The sequence below is a fragment of the Clostridium sp. CM038 genome, assembly GCF_055081105.1.
In genome coordinates this window covers 4,114,107-4,130,396 of record NZ_CM143651.1, presented here as the reverse complement: position 1 = coordinate 4,130,396, position 16,290 = coordinate 4,114,107, and the positions used below count along the sequence as shown (strand labels likewise).

The 16,290-nt window shown below is 30.0% G+C and carries 15 protein-coding genes and 1 other annotated feature; of the genes, 6 read left to right on the top strand and 9 right to left on the bottom strand.

The genetic code is table 11. From position 1 onward, the window contains the following. Positions 1–631: 631 nt before the first annotated feature. The 4 genes from ACWJKS_RS19200 to ACWJKS_RS19185 form a co-directional block, all read right to left on the bottom strand. The gene (locus ACWJKS_RS19200) at positions 632–1,765 is read right to left on the bottom strand and encodes a pyridoxal-phosphate-dependent aminotransferase family protein (protein WP_462960199.1); all 1,134 of its coding nucleotides are present in this window, start codon (positions 1,763–1,765) and stop codon (positions 632–634) included. A gap of 82 nt (positions 1,766–1,847) precedes the next feature. Next, positions 1,848–2,453, bottom strand: a complete 606-nt coding sequence (locus ACWJKS_RS19195) for a histidine phosphatase family protein (protein WP_462960198.1) — start codon at positions 2,451–2,453, stop codon at positions 1,848–1,850. Between the two features lie 51 nt (positions 2,454–2,504). After that, entirely contained in the window at positions 2,505–3,029 is a 525-nt protein-coding gene (locus ACWJKS_RS19190; protein ID WP_462960197.1) for an NUDIX domain-containing protein, read from the bottom strand. Between the two features lie 443 nt (positions 3,030–3,472). Further along, positions 3,473–3,943 (bottom strand): VanZ family protein, encoded by a 471-nt coding sequence (locus ACWJKS_RS19185; protein ID WP_220287423.1) that lies wholly within the window; start codon positions 3,941–3,943, stop codon positions 3,473–3,475. 220 nt (positions 3,944–4,163) lie between these two features. Further along, positions 4,164–4,415 (top strand) — a binding site (T-box leader). A 106-nt stretch (positions 4,416–4,521) separates the two neighbouring features. Between ACWJKS_RS19185 and asnA the strand changes: the two genes are divergently transcribed. After that, entirely contained in the window at positions 4,522–5,544 is a 1,023-nt protein-coding gene (asnA, locus tag ACWJKS_RS19180; RefSeq protein ID WP_462960196.1) for an aspartate--ammonia ligase, read from the top strand. A 109-nt stretch (positions 5,545–5,653) separates the two neighbouring features. On the opposite strand, the gene ACWJKS_RS19175 is transcribed toward asnA, so the two are convergent. The 3 genes from ACWJKS_RS19175 to ACWJKS_RS19165 form a co-directional block, all read right to left on the bottom strand. Then, positions 5,654–5,830, bottom strand: a complete 177-nt coding sequence (locus ACWJKS_RS19175; protein ID WP_462961098.1) for a YbjQ family protein — start codon at positions 5,828–5,830, stop codon at positions 5,654–5,656. A 20-nt stretch (positions 5,831–5,850) separates the two neighbouring features. Next, complete coding sequence (locus ACWJKS_RS19170; RefSeq protein ID WP_216304207.1) at positions 5,851–6,555, bottom strand: glutaminyl-peptide cyclotransferase; 705 nt, start codon at positions 6,553–6,555, stop codon at positions 5,851–5,853. Positions 6,556–6,707: 152 nt separating this feature from the next. Continuing rightward, positions 6,708–7,019 (bottom strand): hypothetical protein, encoded by a 312-nt coding sequence (locus ACWJKS_RS19165; RefSeq protein WP_216304206.1) that lies wholly within the window; start codon positions 7,017–7,019, stop codon positions 6,708–6,710. A 249-nt stretch (positions 7,020–7,268) separates the two neighbouring features. Between ACWJKS_RS19165 and ACWJKS_RS19160 the strand changes: the two genes are divergently transcribed. Continuing rightward, entirely contained in the window at positions 7,269–9,797 is a 2,529-nt protein-coding gene (locus ACWJKS_RS19160) for a YceG family protein (RefSeq protein WP_462960195.1), read from the top strand. 109 nt (positions 9,798–9,906) lie between these two features. Here ACWJKS_RS19160 and ACWJKS_RS19155 read toward each other — a convergent pair whose 3' ends face one another. Together ACWJKS_RS19155 and ACWJKS_RS19150 are read right to left on the bottom strand one after the other, a co-directional pair. After that, positions 9,907–10,731 (bottom strand): TerD family protein, encoded by an 825-nt coding sequence (locus ACWJKS_RS19155; RefSeq protein ID WP_462960194.1) that lies wholly within the window; start codon positions 10,729–10,731, stop codon positions 9,907–9,909. A gap of 13 nt (positions 10,732–10,744) precedes the next feature. Then, a complete protein-coding gene (locus tag ACWJKS_RS19150) occupies positions 10,745–11,404 on the bottom strand; it encodes an AIM24 family protein (RefSeq protein WP_165413746.1) in 660 nt (219 codons plus the stop codon). Between the two features lie 282 nt (positions 11,405–11,686). On the opposite strand from ACWJKS_RS19150, the gene ACWJKS_RS19145 reads away from it, so the two are divergent. From ACWJKS_RS19145 to ACWJKS_RS19130, 4 genes are all read left to right on the top strand, one after another. Then, on the top strand, positions 11,687–12,778 hold the full coding sequence (locus ACWJKS_RS19145) for an HpcH/HpaI aldolase/citrate lyase family protein (protein WP_462960192.1): 1,092 nt from the start codon (positions 11,687–11,689) through the stop codon (positions 12,776–12,778). Continuing rightward, positions 12,723–14,054 carry a phosphoribosyltransferase domain-containing protein gene (locus ACWJKS_RS19140; protein ID WP_462960191.1) on the top strand — a complete coding sequence of 444 codons (1,332 nt, stop codon included), beginning with the start codon at positions 12,723–12,725 and terminating at the stop codon, positions 14,052–14,054. The genes ACWJKS_RS19145 and ACWJKS_RS19140 overlap by 56 nt, the downstream gene beginning before the upstream one ends. 77 nt (positions 14,055–14,131) lie before the next feature. Further along, positions 14,132–15,271, top strand: coding sequence for a cysteine protease StiP family protein (locus ACWJKS_RS19135; RefSeq protein WP_462960190.1), 1,140 nt, complete (start codon positions 14,132–14,134; stop codon positions 15,269–15,271). Positions 15,272–15,283: 12 nt separating this feature from the next. Then, positions 15,284–16,153: a Cof-type HAD-IIB family hydrolase gene (locus ACWJKS_RS19130; protein ID WP_462960189.1), complete on the top strand. Its 870-nt coding sequence runs from the start codon at positions 15,284–15,286 to the stop codon at positions 16,151–16,153. Positions 16,154–16,290: the final 137 nt, after the last annotated feature.

Sequence of the window (16,290 nt, the reverse complement as noted above, 5' to 3'; positions counted from 1 at the left end):
GGTTTAACGAAATATTATTTCGCTATCTTTACCTATTTCTCTGTTTAATTTTCAAAGACCAATTTACTTTGCCATCAACTTACGACTTTTACTATTATACTAGGTATTGTTTGTTTTGTCAACAACTTTTTTAACATTTTTAAATTGTATTTTTAAAGTGTTAAATGTTAATTTATCAATCTTCACCTTTATCGTTACTCATTCGCGATGACAAGGAGTATTCTATCATGTACACCTATTACACATTCACGCCAATTCGCTAAATATGGCAATTATACTCAATATCCTTCATTATACTACTAATTATCAAATCTTTTTCACACTGATACACTAGGATTAGTATACTTTGTTCTTATCTATAACGTCCTCAAATTACATTGTATTTAATCTTTTAATGCCATTAAGCCATATACAACAGCATCATTTTCATATTCAAATTAATATAGGCTACCCCCCCCTTTTCAATATCTACTCCCTGTTTTGGAATATCATTAGATCTAGATTAAATCTAGAATATAGATATAAGAATTTTATGGTTTGACTTTAGTCCAGCCGTCATTCCTCACCGGCTTATAATTTATTCTACATCTTATACCTATTATTATGTTTGTTTTAAAAATGGATTATTTAATTATACTTCATTTAAAAAAACTTCAGCCATATTTTTTTCACACTCAAAACCTAGTGCTTTTAATGAGTATTGTAATGCAAGTAAAGTATATGCTACTTTATCCTTTTTCGCATTTTCTCCCATATGTCCTATTCTTATTACTTTCCCCTGTAGATATCCGAATGAGCCAGCTATAAATACATTAAATTCGTCAACCATATGTTTTAATAGTTGTTTATCATTTATAGCCTCAGGTATTTCTATAACTGTTACCGTATTAGAATATCCCTCTTCAATATATAAATTAAGGCCTGCTTCCATTACAGCTTTTCTTGTAGCTTTACCAATAGAATTATGCCTAAAAATTATCTCTTCATCATCCAGTATATTATCGATAGCCTGTCTTAGTCCAACGATATCACTTATTGGTGGTGTATATGGAAACCATTTGTTTTCGTAGTAATCCTTCCATAGAAGTAAATTACAATAGTAAGAAGCTATTGGTTTTTTTCTCTGCTGCATTAATTTAAATGCATCTTCACTGATACTTAAAAAAGTGAGCCCCGCTGGAGCAGAAACGCATTTCTGTGAAGCACCTAATGCTATATCTATTTTCCATTCATCTACTCTTATATCTTCTCCACCCATAGCCGCTACACTATCTACCACCGTTAATATACCCTTTTCCTTTAACAGATTACATATTTTACCTATGTCATTTAAAACTCCTGACGGCGTATCACAATGTACTACCGTAGCATATTTAAAGTCATGATCTTTTTCAAGAAATTTTTCAAGTTCTGTTATATCTATCTTACATTTCCTATTCCCTTTAAAAAAAACCGCTTCTCCACCGTACATCTTAACAAAATCAGCAAATCCTTCTCCAAATATTCCATTATCAATTACCAATACCCTATCATCATTTTCAGTAAGAGATGCACATGCAGCCTCAAGACTTAAAATCCCCTCACCACTTAATATTCTAACTTCGTTATTAGTTTTTAAGAACCGACCTATTTCCTCACAAGTTTCTTTGTAAAATTCATAAAACTGTAAATCTAAATCTGGATTAGTAGTAGCTAGAGCTCTGGCCATCCTGACGTTCTCTCTTACCTCCGTGGGTCCTGGAGTCATTATTTGAGACACTTTCATAATTTTCACTCCCTTAAACTATAATTTATATTCTTATATTAAAAATTATATCACTACATATGCTGTTTTCTTATTCATATCCTTAATTTAAATGTGAAATATCAGCCTCTAAAATAATTTCGATTTTCTCATCTTCAACTTCTAATACAGTTAAACATGTATCATACATAAATGGTTTATTCCAAAATCCATCAAGAGAATAATTCTTGATTATTGAATAGATTGCCTTTATTACAAGTGTATGTGATACTATTAAAATGTTTTCACCAATAGTATTACTCGCAATGTCATACAATACTTTTTTTACTCTATTAATCAATTGATCAAAGCCTTCGCCCTCTACAGGTTGATACAAATAAGGCTTATTCCAGAAATTAAACTGCTGCAAGGGATATAGTTCTTTTACTTTTTCTTGATCCATGCCTTCCCATATACCAAATCCCATTTCTTTTAAAGATTCAATTTTAATTATTTCTGTATCCTTATTTCCTCTAATGTACTTCGCTGTATCAACAGCCCTTCCCAGCGGGCTACAATAAATATAATCAAAATCTATATCTTCTAAACTTACGCCGAGCTTTTTAGCATTATCAATCCCCTTTTCAGTTAAATTAGAATCCTTCCATCCCTGCATTCTACCTTCTCTATTCCATTCTGTTTCCCCATGTCTTGTTATATATATTTTCATTTTAACCCACCCTCTTACTATGATAAGATAATACCAAATATCTAACAATTATTATATATTTTTCCTCTTTAAAATGCCTTCCGCCTTTTTCAGAAACAATAAATCTCTTATTTGAATGAATTTACCAATGTAATTATCCGGTGTATCATTCTCAAGAATAAGTATAGCTTCATCTAATGCAACCCATTTTAATTGAAATCCATTATCTATTTCCTCATCTGTAAATGATGGTTGTTTAATACATCCTTTAACTTTAGAATAGAAGCAGTATGATATTTGCAGTAATTTTTGCATATTTTTATATTCTATTATTGTACCTACTTCACCTAAAATATCAATATTAACCCCTGCTTCTTCCTTAACCTCGCGATCTAAAGCAATATTTCGATCTTCGCCTGCTTCAATTCCTCCGCCCGGCAATTTGTGGTAGTTATTCTTTGATACATATAATAAAGCTATTTTCCGTGAATCATTTAATACTATCGATCTTGATGCTTTCCTGAGCTTATAACTAATACCTATATCCTCATAGTTGTAACCAATATCCTTTTCATATATCTCTTTTATTAATTCCATTTTATTTACCTGCCCTATTTCAATTTGGATTTATAAATGCACTATTAATATATGTTTTCTCTGTGATTTCTCATAACTATAAGATTATATTATTTACTTAGATTCATTTGTTAACTCGGTTATGCAATCAAATGGATAACTCAAAGTTTATCATCTCCCCCTATTATAACCTTATTTCATTGGTTAATTTATATTTAGTAATTATAATGGGCGATAATTCTTTTACTAAACTATATTTACTATATTCCATGAAATATATATCTCCTTTTAATTTATAAATAAAGACCTTCTTACTCTCACCTTAACCTTAACCCTACCCCTTAGAAATAATTTTTGTAACACATCAATTAATGTTGGTTTGTCTGGTATTAAGTGAATATCTTAAATGTAAAAGCTCCGATAGCTAATCAAGCGAGCAGTTGATTAGCTATCGGAGCAAAATTTTATTTAAATTTAGTCAGGTCTTTTTTCGAAGAAGCTAATTTTTCTTTAAATGTGACACAAATATACATCGTCAAGAATGCGGCAAGGCCTCCACAAGTATCTATTAGCACATCTCGAAAGGCAGGTCCTCTTCCCGGAACAAAAGCTTGATGAAACTCATCTGAGCATGCATATAAAAACACAATCAATATAACCTTAATAAAAACTTTAATGTCTAGATTCTTCTTTGTATTTATAGCTCTATATAACAGAAAATATAAAATAAAATATTCAGTGAAATGAGCTGCTTTTCTAACTATAAAATCACTCAAAGTCCCAAATATGCTATTTAAATCTAATCCAAGTAAGTTGAATACAGATGCAACTAATTTATTATTTCCACTTGATACTTCTCCAACTTGGCTAGAAAACAAAAATATTAATATCATCCACCCTATAACCAAAATCCAATCTATATGTTTTTTCTTCATATACACACCCCTCAATTATTTCACTAACTTCCCTTTATTAACACTTCAATTATGATTTAATTAAATATACTTGTCAATAACAATATCTTTAGAGACTTTAGTAACAGCACGTAATGGTTACAGTCCTTTAACATAGAGAAGTACCCTGTAAAACCAAACATTTATTTTTGCAGGTTGACAAATTTCATCTTGCAAGTTAAAATGATTTAAAGTTATTTATCTAAAAACTGTGACGAGAAGAGTAAATGTAGGAAGTAGTTAAAGCGAGTGGATTATAGTGTAAGTTCCATACAAAGCCTATGTTGAATAACATCTCTGAGTTTCCAACTGAAATCCTTGTGAAATTAGGTATGGACGGAGCCTAACCGTTATTTATAGGGCAGTATCGAAGATTTGTTTCCGTACTGATTATGAGTGAGCTTTTTCAGCTAATTTAGGTGGTACCACGGAAGTCTAACCTTTCGTCCTAGAAACTAGGATGAAGGTTTTTTGTTTTTTGTTTAAATTTTGAAAATTATTTAGCACGACCATTATAATCATTACAAAAAAAATCACAACATTACTAGGAGGTTTTATTTATGATAACTTACAAAAAAGGACTTGCAATTCCCAATGGATACAATCCACTTCTCGGATTAAAGCATACGGAAATTGCTATTAAACAATTAAAAGATTATTTTGAAAACAGGCTATCAAAAGAGTTAGCTCTTACCAGGGTCTCAGCTCCTCTTTTCGTAAAGTCTAGCACCGGTTTAAATGATAACCTAAGCGGTACTGAACGTGCTGTTTCCTTTGATATGAAAGCCATGCATGATACACCTATCGAAATCGTACATTCTTTAGCTAAATGGAAACGAATGGCTTTATATAGATATAATTTTGAGTCAGGAGAAGGTCTATATACTGATATGAATGCTATAAGACGCGATGAAGATTTAGATAACCTTCACTCCATATATGTGGACCAATGGGATTGGGAAAAGGTTATTCTTAAAAAAGAAAGAACTTTAGATAAATTAAAAGAAATTGTAACTAGTATTTATGCAGTTTTTAAAGATACTGAGGATCATATCAACAAACTATATCCTGAAATAGACCAATTTTTACCTGAAAAAATATTCTTTATAACTACACAAGAACTAGAGGATATGTACCCTTCTCTTACTCCAAAAGAAAGGGAAGATGCCATATGCAAAGAAAAACTTGCAGTATTTATAATGCAAATTGGTGGCGACCTAAAATCTGGCGAAAAGCACGATGGTAGAGCTCCCGACTATGATGATTGGTCACTTAATGGAGATATCGTATTCTGGTATCCAATACTAGAAAAAGCCTTTGAACTTTCCTCTATGGGAATAAGAGTTGATGAAATAGCGCTAAAAGATCAACTTGCATTATCAGGTTGTGAGAAACGTTGTACATTAGAATTCCATAGGATGTTACTGGAAGGTAAGCTCCCATATACTATGGGTGGTGGCATAGGCCAATCTAGAATGTGTATGTATTTCCTAAACAAGGCTCATATTGGTGAAGTTCACTCCTCAATATGGCCAGATGAAATGATAACCGATTGTATAGAAGAGAATATAGTTTTACTATAACAAAGAGAAAACTAAATATTGTTCAAAAAAGATTAACTTTAGAAAAACACTGTAACTAACTATTACAGTGTTTTTCTAAAGTTATTTTTGTAATATTTATAATTTATTACTATTTACATTTTACCGCAGTTCCATAAGCAATAACCTCTGCGCTAGTTGCATATCTTATGTTAATGACACCATCAGCACTCAAACCTTCAGCTTTTACTGCCATACGTTTTGTTGCTATAGCCTGAGCTTCATTCATCATCTCTGAGTAACTTTTAATTTCCCCATCTCCAGCTATATTAACAAATTAACACATCTCTAAATTAATTTTATTTCAAATATCTTAGGCCACATCTTTCCAGTTACAAAAGTGCGATTATTTTTTTTATCATACGTTATTCCATTCAGTGTACCTGCTCTTTTACATTCTTTAGGACTTAGCAGTCCTTTAAGCTCTATCCATCCAGTTATTTTCCCGCTATGTGGACAAATTCTAGCAATTTTATCACATTTCCATACATTCGCATAAATTTCCCCTTTAATAAACTCCAATTCATTTAGTTTTTTAATAGGCTTAAATTCATCATGTACTTTAATACTATACACCTTTTTAAAATTTTGGGGATTTAAAAAATATATTTCATCTGTACCATCACTCATAATTAAATGCTCATCGTTGTGAGTGATTCCCCACCCCTCTGTATTATAGTAAAATTTATTAATTAAATTAAAAGTATCTTTATCATAAATAAATCCCACATTAGATTTCCATGTTAGCTGAAAAATCTTATCATTATAAAGTGTAATTCCTTCGCCAAAATAATTTCTATCTAATTTGTGTAACTTTAAAATCTCTCCTGTTTGCAAATCTACTTTACGTAGTGTGGATTCATTAATTCTTCCGGTGCTTTCATAAAGAAGCCCATCTTCATATACTAGCCCCTCGGTAAAAGCATTAACATCATGTGGATAAGTGTTTATAATATTATAAGAATATCTTGGAACATTATTGAAATATATCATAACCCTCACTTCCTAAATAGTTTATATTTTATATTTATTATATGTATATTTCAATAGCTATATTAGTGTGCCCCAAAAATATACATTATTTGAAGCGCATTTCACATGATATGTTCCTATATATACAAATTATAAAAGTTGACCCTGGATCTTCACCCAAGGAACTCAGGTTTTTTTACATTGTCTGCTCTTATTGCCTTTTTCATTATAGTCAAATCTACAGTTTGATTGTCTTTATCAAAGCAGCAAGGATATTTGGTGCCACACTGATTACATTCTATAAATTCCTTGAAACAAGTCTGTTCTCTATTATCAAATAAAAACGGAAGATTTTCTGCTCCTTCATCATCTATATTTATATTTACTGTATCTATTTTATATGTATAGAGATAAGTTGCCTCATGTTTTATTTCGAAGTTTTTACTATTACATTTTGGGCATACTAGTGATTCATTTATTTTCAATTTATAACATCCTCTCTGTCTTAGTATGTTTATAGTATTCTTTATTTCCTTTCGTATTTCTATTATTAGCCTTAGAGTTTTATAGTGTTTTTATACATTAAATGATAAACTAGTTATAATAACTGTATATTATTTTTAATAAATAAAATCTCATTTTATTATTAAATTTCTTTATATAAATTTAATTTTATTTTCTAAATCTATATCAGTCGGTACTATAGATCTAGAAATAAGATTGGGGGTTAAACTTTGATTAATACTAGAAAACAGATAAGTACATCTATTTTAGAATCACAAAATTTATTTAAAGATATATTTGTTCCTGTAAATAAACGTCCTGGGTTTATTAGATCGAAATCACCTAATATACCTATTTATTTTTATAGATATATTGGCTCTTGTGAAAATAAAGAACTCTATTATGAGAATTTACATAAACTAAACGATGAGCTGACTTCACTTCAAAGCTCATATTTAAAATTCACCTCAGGAATACCAATGACAATTTTATCTACCTCTATATTACAAATACCCTGGGATGGACTTCTTAGTTCCAATCCACTCCAAAGAAATACTTTAATTAGTATTCTTAAAACTAAAGGACTACTGCCGAACATAAAAAACAACTTCCTCGATGATTATATTGAAAGTAGTTTTGACGAAACCTTAGATCTTTATTTAGCAAATAAACCTAATGTTACTGAAACTGTAATCAAGAATTTTGCTGTTAAATTTTTAGGATGGATTGGAGAATTTGTTCCAAAATTATTCCAAAACTCTGATTATAACCCTAAAATTGAAAAAGATATTATCAATCCTAAAGTCCTTTTTTATGGTGAGATAAAAAAACATGAAATATATTTTTTAATATTCTTATCGAAGCTAGGTTGTGATGTGCTTTATGTTAATTCACTATCCGATATGGATTTCTCCAAAATTGATAAAGAAAATATGTATTCAAAACTCATAATTTTACCTACAACTGAACCATTAATAGATCTTAATTTCAAAACAAACCTTACTAATACTAAAGCCAAAAGAGAGGGTACTATTGAATCTCAAAAAACTATTAATCAAAACAAACAACATGTTGTAGAAAACAGAAATTCATCTTTAGACATAACCTTTAAAGATTCTATTAATATTATCCTTAAATGCAGTATAAATATATTTGATGATTTAACCCTTCCTGCCAATAAAAGAATTGGGTTTTTAGGTGGCTCTTCTGCTTTTATCCCAGTATATTTTTATAGATATATAGGAATAAAGCAAAATGAAGATCATTATTATAATGACCTATTTAGATTAGACAAAAACTTTAGTATCTTCGAAGGTTTATATTTAAGATTTACAAACTCTATACCCATACGCTCTAATCCTAAATTAATCACCAGTACTTTAAACATATGGCAGTATGTAGATCCTTTTGATGTATCCCTCACAAGGAAGCTTGCAGCTCTATTTCTAGAACATAAAGTTTTCCCCACGAGTAATCATACTTTAAATTGCTCTATGGCAAATAGTTTTAGCTATATATTAGATTTATACTGTAAGGAAGAAAAAAATTTAAACCTGTCCAAGGTTAGAAATTTTTCTTTAAAATTACTTTCTTGGGTTTATGAATTTGTTCCAAACCTTATGAAGAATTTCGACTTTGAAAATACTTCGTCTGATGAAATTTTTAATCCTAAAGTTATATATTATGGTGATATTAAAAAACATGAGCTTTTATTCTTGATTTTTTTATCTAGATTAGGCTGTGATATTATATATATAAATTCCTTCTGTGATATGATTTTAGAGATTACAGAATATAGTGATCTATTTTCAAAAAGCTTTGAACTCCCATATAAAGCCCATTTAAAAGAGTTTCCAAAAGAAGAATTACTCATAAGACAAGAAACTATTGCTCTAAAAGCCTCAAGGGAATTAGAGGCTACACTATATACCGATGATGATGGCTTTTATAAACCGTGGCAATTTGAAGAATATGAAACTCATCCTACTACGTTAAAAACTACCTTTTATGAACTGAAAATTTTATGGGATGAACCTTCTAGTTTGCGTACAGGATTTAAAGTAGAGAACAGCACCGTATATATGCCAAACTTATTCGCGAAAATAAGCGGTGTACACAGCGATTTGAATTTATACTGGACTGATTTCTTTAAGTTAAAATCATCAGAGAATACATTATTTATAGCTGAAATTCCTTTTACTAAAGTAACCTACTCCAAAACCGATTTATACTCCTTAGCCTTTGTACTTGATAATACTGGGTTAATTGATAAACAAAAACTACTAAATCATAACTGTTACAAATTTTCTTATTTAAAAACTTCCCTGCAACATACTATTTTAGAAAAAATAAATTATTTGATGAAAACCGATATGCTAATAAAAACTATAGATAAAGAGTTCAAATTAAAGATTTTAATGACCATCTTAAATCTTGATAAAAATATACTACAGCTAATTCAGCAGTATGATTATCCTTCAAAAATACCTAAACTTGTTATTTATGATAATAATGAAAGTATTTTTAGCGATGAAGATTCCATTGTATTATGTTTTTTAAACATATTTGGATTTGACATTACTATATTAACTCCTACTGGCTATAATAACATAGAAGGAAAAATCCAGGAAAAATTTTATGATACTCATAGATTAGAAGAAGTTAATTTTAATTTATCCTTACCTGATTTTAAAAACGAAAAAAAATATACCAAAGAAAAAGCAAAAAAATTCTTTTCTAACATCTTTAATTTCAAATGATTTTCTTCAAAAAACAAATAAGGGACTTATTGAGTAAAGTCCCTTATTTATTTTAAATATAAGTTATATAATGTTGATATTTAGGAATTTCAAAGCTAACAATCAATTCCTAAATCGTATCGATCCCATAATTATTACACAAAGCTTCTAACCCACCTCTAAATCCACTACCTATGCAATTAATTTTCCATTCATTTTTATATCTATATATCTCAGCTACTACGATGGCTGTTTCTACAGATAAATTTTCATTAAATTTATAGTTTAGAATTTCTTGTTTATTGTCACCCGCTATAATTCTAAAATATCCATCTGATACTTGCCCAAAGTTTTGCTTCCTTTCATTTGCTTCATATACGGTTACAGTAAACGCTAATTTTTGAATGCGAAGTGGTATTAGATTTAAATCTAGCTGTATGCACTCATTGTAAGCTTCCTTAAGAGAAGTATTATGATCCTTTTTAATTACTATTCCGCCACAAGTGCTCTTAGTGTTTTCATAAAAAATAAAGTCTTTCTCTGCTGTTTTATCATTTATATCTACCATAAATACCGATACATCTAAATCAAACTCATTATAACTATTTTTTATTATATTATAATCTAATGTTACTATTAATTTCGAAAGATTTTTAGCGTTCTGATTTAAGCTTAACTTCTGCCCTTTCGCTAATTTAATGCTTTTAGTAACATCCACAAGTTTTCTTTTCCCCATATTATTTACCTTTAATGGGACATTAACTTTAGGCTCAGAAATAATTTTAGAATGTACATTGTTTAACCCTTCAGCATTATTCTTATTCGTGTTCTGATTTGGCCCCATTACTACAGTTGCCTTTTTTTCGGGAATAATTGAGGTCTCAACAATTAATTTTCCATATTGTCTCTTTTGAGATATTATTTTTTTATTACTGCTTTCAATAATTATAGCCACAAACACGTACCTCCTAATCTATTGCAACATTTAATCCTGAAGTTCTTTCACAAGGCTGGATAATTACAGTTTCGCCCTGAGAATTAAATTCTAACATATAGGATTCTCCAGAGGTTTGCCCAAGAAAAGTTTTCCAATTTACATCCGTTTTAAAATGAGGGTCAGCGCCTGTCCAGCATACTACTGCATCAGGATCTACTACGCAAGGAGACTCTAGAATAATCGGGTTTCCATTTGTAGTTATAACTACCTGCGCATTATTAGAAGTAGCTGTTAAATTTGATGTAAACATACCCTTTTGAGATATTACACCTGACCCCATAAATCTAACTCCATATTTACACTCCTGCGTAAAAGCAAGTAAATTTTCTCCTTCAACTCCTATACTCTGACCTGACTGAAGTGTAATTATACTAATATGTTGTGCTTTGTCTGCCATATAATAACTTCCCTGTCCATTTACTTTCATAATAGGAATATTCTCACCTGTCAGCTTTCTAGCAGCTAGATTCATAACAGATTTGAATATGCTTTGATTGTTATTTGTATCTACTAATACTTTTTCTTGAGTAAAATTACCCGTGTAAGCCACCATAGCACCAACTTTTGCAAAAAAATGTCCATCTCCCTCGGCGATGCAAGTAAGCTCTTGGTGATTTCTAAAATTAAACATGTATGTTGACTCCTTTCTCAATTTAAATATAGCGGAATTTCTAACTATTTACTCTATGTATTTTTGCAAACTTCCATTTTTTAAAATTCTATGTGTAAAGTATATCATAATGTTGTTAATGATTTATTAACGAATAGATCAATTATATTTATTCTATATTCAGTAATTTCTGTGTGTAATATGTAATTGTGTATAGAAATATGCTATAATTTGTATCACAATCAGTACTATTTATAATCTTTAAATTACTGATTAATTTATTATAATAAATGGAGAACAATTATGCGATATTTTAATAATATTAATAATTCACAAGATATTTTCTTTAAAGCCCCTTCAATTTACGGATTATTTTCCTCAAAGGAAGAGTTATCCTATTCATTAGGCGCATGTTTATACATGCCAGCAACGCGAGAACATTTACTTAAGGACATTCTTTTAAGTAACAAAATGGGTACTCACACCATCAGTCTTTGTCTTGAAGATTCCGTATCTTCAGACCAAGTTGTACAAGCTGAAACTAACATTATTAATCTATTTAAGAGTATCGGCCTTCTTTTAAAAGATAACTCTTCTTTTATCGATAGTCTACCCCTTATTTTTATCAGAGTCCGAAATGTTAGTCAACTTCAAAAGTTGATTAATGAATCTTCTTTAATTGGTCTTTGTGGTTTTATTTTCCCTAAATTTGATTTTACACTTGGAGAAAAATACTTTTCTATACTAAAAGAATACAATATATCTAATAAAAGAACCCTGTACGGAATGCCAATACTCGAAACCCCCAGCATAATTCATAAAGAAACTCGAATAGAAGAACTTACTCGCGTAAAACATATCTTAGATTTTTATAAAGAATATGTTTTAAACATTCGAATTGGCGGAACAGATTTTTCTGGATTATATAGTCTTCGTCGAGGTAAAGATTTCACCATATACGATTTAGCCGTAATAAAGGACTGTATTAGTGATATAATAAATGTCTTTAAACGAGATGATTATGTTATTTCTGGGGTAGTTTATGAATATTATAGCAACGTTTTAGATTTTCATAATAATGTTCTTATTAAAGAAACCCTTTTAGATAGAACCAATGGCTTAACTGGTAAAACTGTTATACATCCAACTCAAGTAAATGTAGTAAATTCTCTTATGGTAGTTTCTAAAGAAGACTATACAGATGCAGTTAATATTATCAGTTCATCACTTGATGGTGTAATAAAGAGCAATTATTCCAATAAAATGAATGAGGTAAAACCCCATGAAATGTGGGCTAAAGAAACATTACTAAAAGCTAAAATAATGGGGGTATTAGAGGATGGAAAATCACACAGAGAATTATTACAATCAATCACTTCATTACAATATAGATAATAGCCTACAAATATCACTTAATATAAAAGAAAATAAATGTAACATTCCAGCTTCAAAGCTTTTTACAATGTCCGCTAGAGAAAATAAAAAGAGGGATTTTTTATTTGTAAGTAAGGTTATAGGAAAACATATGCCAATGATTCCCGATACTCTAAAAATTATTGGAGGAATTTTGGCTCGTTTATGGATTAATGAAAGAGAGGACACAGTGCTTTATCCTACTACTGAATTAGTTGATACGCTTATTTCATTAGATGTCTCTCATAACATGGATACCTCTGTTAATCTCCACAGTTTACACGATATTTTAAACACACCCATAAGGCTTGCAAACAAAACCCTTTTTATAGGTTTTGCAGAGACAGCTACAGGTCTTGCTCAATCAGTATTTCAAAACTTCTCAAATGCGGCTTATATACATACTTCGCGTGATAAAATAACTTCTATAGAACCTGCATTATTTTTTAATGAAGAACATTCTCATGCAGTAGAGCATTCGCTTTTCCCTTATGAAAGTGATTTTTTTAATAAATTTTCTGATATAGTTTTAATAGACGATGAACTTACTACAGGTAAATCTGCATTAAATTTAATAAAATGCCTTCCCGGGAAATATTTTGGGATAATATCCATTTTAGACTGGCGAGATGCTAATAGTTATAAAATGTTCATTGATGAAAAAAACATAGATGTCAGGGTATGTTCCTTATTAAAAGGTGATATTAAGTGCAGTAAATCGAAAGATATTATTAGCGACGACATAACCATCCCTCCAAATTCTACTAAACTAATCCCAAGTAAAGAGTGTGTTTTTCAAATAGCGCAAAGTATTGAGGGCTATAATAAATCTACTGGTAGATTTGGAATTACCTCTCGCGATAATTTGAAAATTTCTGAAGAAATCAATTCAATATCTAAATTTTTGATAAAAGAAAGAACTACTGGAAATTGTCTTTGCATAGGAACTGGGGAGTTTATATATTTACCTTGTAGTATAAGCTCGATGCTCGGGGATAATGTCTATTTTCATTCCACTACAAGAAGTCCCGTTCATGCTAGAAATATAGCTTCTTATGGAAATAAAAATAAGATTGCTTTTCAAAGCCCTGAGGATGACACTATAACTAACTACCTTTATAATATTCCTGATAATTTCTATACCCAGGTATTTTTCTTCTCTGAAAAGCCTTTAACCAAAGAAAAGAAAGATGAATTAAATAGAATTTTCTCTTATTTTCATGCTAAATCCATTATATTTGTATGCTGGAAATGCTAATGTATAATCACTTTTAAATTGATTACAGCAGATAATTTTTAAGTTTCTTAAATAATATAAAAAAGAGGTGTATTTAAATGAATAAATGTATTTTTTCAGGAAGCTACTGCACGGAAGATGTTGTATTTCTTCTTAAAGACATATCACACCTTATAGTGGAGCAAGATAATGAATTTAGAGAAAATGCTATACAAAGTGGAATCCACTATTCAGAAATGTTACCAATAGAATATACTCCCTCAAAAGGATACATGGATATTTTCTATAGTACCCTTGAGCATTCAAAAAACAAATTAGCTTCTCTAGTTTCTATATTAAGCGAGAAAATTATAGCTAAAAGAGGTAAAAATATTGTTTTAGTCTCTCTTGCAAGAGCCGGTACACCTATTGGCATATTAATTAAAAGATATATACAGTTTAAGTATAATATAACCGCTCCTCATTACAGTATTTCTATAATACGTGATAAAGGCATAGATAAAAATGCACTTATGTATATATTAAAGAATCACCCCTCAGCAGAAATACAATTCATTGATGGGTGGACAGGTAAAGGGGTTATTCAACATACATTAACAAAAGCTTGCAAAGAATATTCGCAGGAGTTTAATATAACCTTGAATTCGGACCTAGCCGTACTATCGGACCCCGCTCATTGTACCCTCATTTATGGTACAAGAGAAGATTTTTTAATTCCAAGCGCTTGTCTTAATTCTACAGTTTCGGGTCTTGTAAGTAGGACTGTTCTTAATGATAAGTTTATTTGCAGTGATGATTTTCACGGCACAAAATTTTATAAAGAATTAACGCCCGCTGATGTTTCCAATTTCTATATAGATGAAATATGTAACTGTTTCGATGAACTAGATAATAATTATCTATATGAACTAATGAATGACCCAAACGTTACAGAAGTTGCCGCAGATATTGAGTTTGATGGTAATTCTTTAAACTGCAAAGGACTTCGCGACATCGAAAGCATCAGACATAAATTTGGCATCAATAATATTAATCTTATAAAGCCAGGAATTGGGGAAACCACACGAGTACTTCTAAGAAGAATTCCCTTTAAAATACTAGTTGACTCCTTTGATAATCCAAATTTAAAGCATATATTTAAGTTAGCCGCGGAAAAGGATATTCCTGTAGAAATATATACCGATATGTGCTATTCCTGCTGTGGCATTATTAAATCTAAAGAAAAAGAAGATTTATAAGGATGTGTTTTTATGATATTTGCCTCGGACCTTGATAGTACGCTTATATATTCTTCAAGACATTGTAACTTTATTAATGAAGAAAACCTTTTTCCTGTTGACTTTTATAATAACAATATGTGCAGTTTTATTACTAAATCCATGCACAATAAACTTGAACATATAAATGAAATTATGCTTTTTATACCTGTTACCACTCGTTCCCCAGAGCAATACACACGAATGAAATACTTTTATGATATAATAAAACCTAAATATGCCGTTGTAGCCAATGGAGGTATCATTCTTAAGAATGGTATTGAACTTAAATCTTGGACAGATATAAGCTCTAATAAGCTTAAAAAAGTTGTATCTGTTAGGAATATGATAGGATTATGCAGTTTCTTTTTAGAAAGTGATTTTATAAAATCATATAAAACTTGTGAAGATTTATTCATATACTCTATTGTGGATGAGGACAAACTAGCTAATAACATAACAAATGGGAAAGTGGAATTAGATTATTTTGAAGTATTACGTTTATTTTGCAAAGGCTATAATTACAGCGTATCAAAGCAAGGTAAAAAGGTATATATAGTACCTAATTGTATAAATAAATATGATCCTATAAATTATATAATGCAACTAGAAAATACAAATATATTCCTTGCTGCTGGTGATTCTCTGCTAGACTACCCCCTAATTAAACATTCAAATTATGGAGTAGTTCCGTCTCACGGAGAATTACTAAGTAACCTTTTCGAGAAAACACTCCATAATAATGTCTATATTACAAAAAAATATGGTATATTTGCAGGTGAGGAAATTTTAAATATAGTACATCAAAAATTCCACGAAATTAACGATATTTCTCGTAATGAAGTATGTTCCTATATTGAATAATATTACGTTTACCTTATTTAGAACAAAGTAAATCCCCCATTATTGATTAAAATCAATAATAGGGGATTTATCATTTTGTCCACATGAAAATAAATAATAAGTACGTATTCCAGTCTATTTATTTTCATATTCCTACT

Coding starts and splice junctions, on each gene's coding strand:
- ACWJKS_RS19145 (WP_462960192.1), top strand. CDS start 11,687: ATGCGATATTTTAATAATATTAATAATTCACAAGATATTTTCTTTAAA.
- ACWJKS_RS19185 (WP_220287423.1), bottom strand. CDS start 3,943: ATGAAGAAAAAACATATAGATTGGATTTTGGTTATAGGGTGGATGATA.
- ACWJKS_RS19140 (WP_462960191.1), top strand. CDS start 12,723: ATGGAAAATCACACAGAGAATTATTACAATCAATCACTTCATTACAAT.
- ACWJKS_RS19190 (WP_462960197.1), bottom strand. CDS start 3,029: ATGGAATTAATAAAAGAGATATATGAAAAGGATATTGGTTACAACTAT.
- ACWJKS_RS19130 (WP_462960189.1), top strand. CDS start 15,284: ATGATATTTGCCTCGGACCTTGATAGTACGCTTATATATTCTTCAAGA.
- ACWJKS_RS19170 (WP_216304207.1), bottom strand. CDS start 6,555: ATGATATATTTCAATAATGTTCCAAGATATTCTTATAATATTATAAAC.
- ACWJKS_RS19195 (WP_462960198.1), bottom strand. CDS start 2,453: ATGAAAATATATATAACAAGACATGGGGAAACAGAATGGAATAGAGAA.
- ACWJKS_RS19150 (WP_165413746.1), bottom strand. CDS start 11,404: ATGTTTAATTTTAGAAATCACCAAGAGCTTACTTGCATCGCCGAGGGA.
- asnA (WP_462960196.1), top strand. CDS start 4,522: ATGATAACTTACAAAAAAGGACTTGCAATTCCCAATGGATACAATCCA.
- ACWJKS_RS19200 (WP_462960199.1), bottom strand. CDS start 1,765: ATGAAAGTGTCTCAAATAATGACTCCAGGACCCACGGAGGTAAGAGAG.
- ACWJKS_RS19135 (WP_462960190.1), top strand. CDS start 14,132: ATGAATAAATGTATTTTTTCAGGAAGCTACTGCACGGAAGATGTTGTA.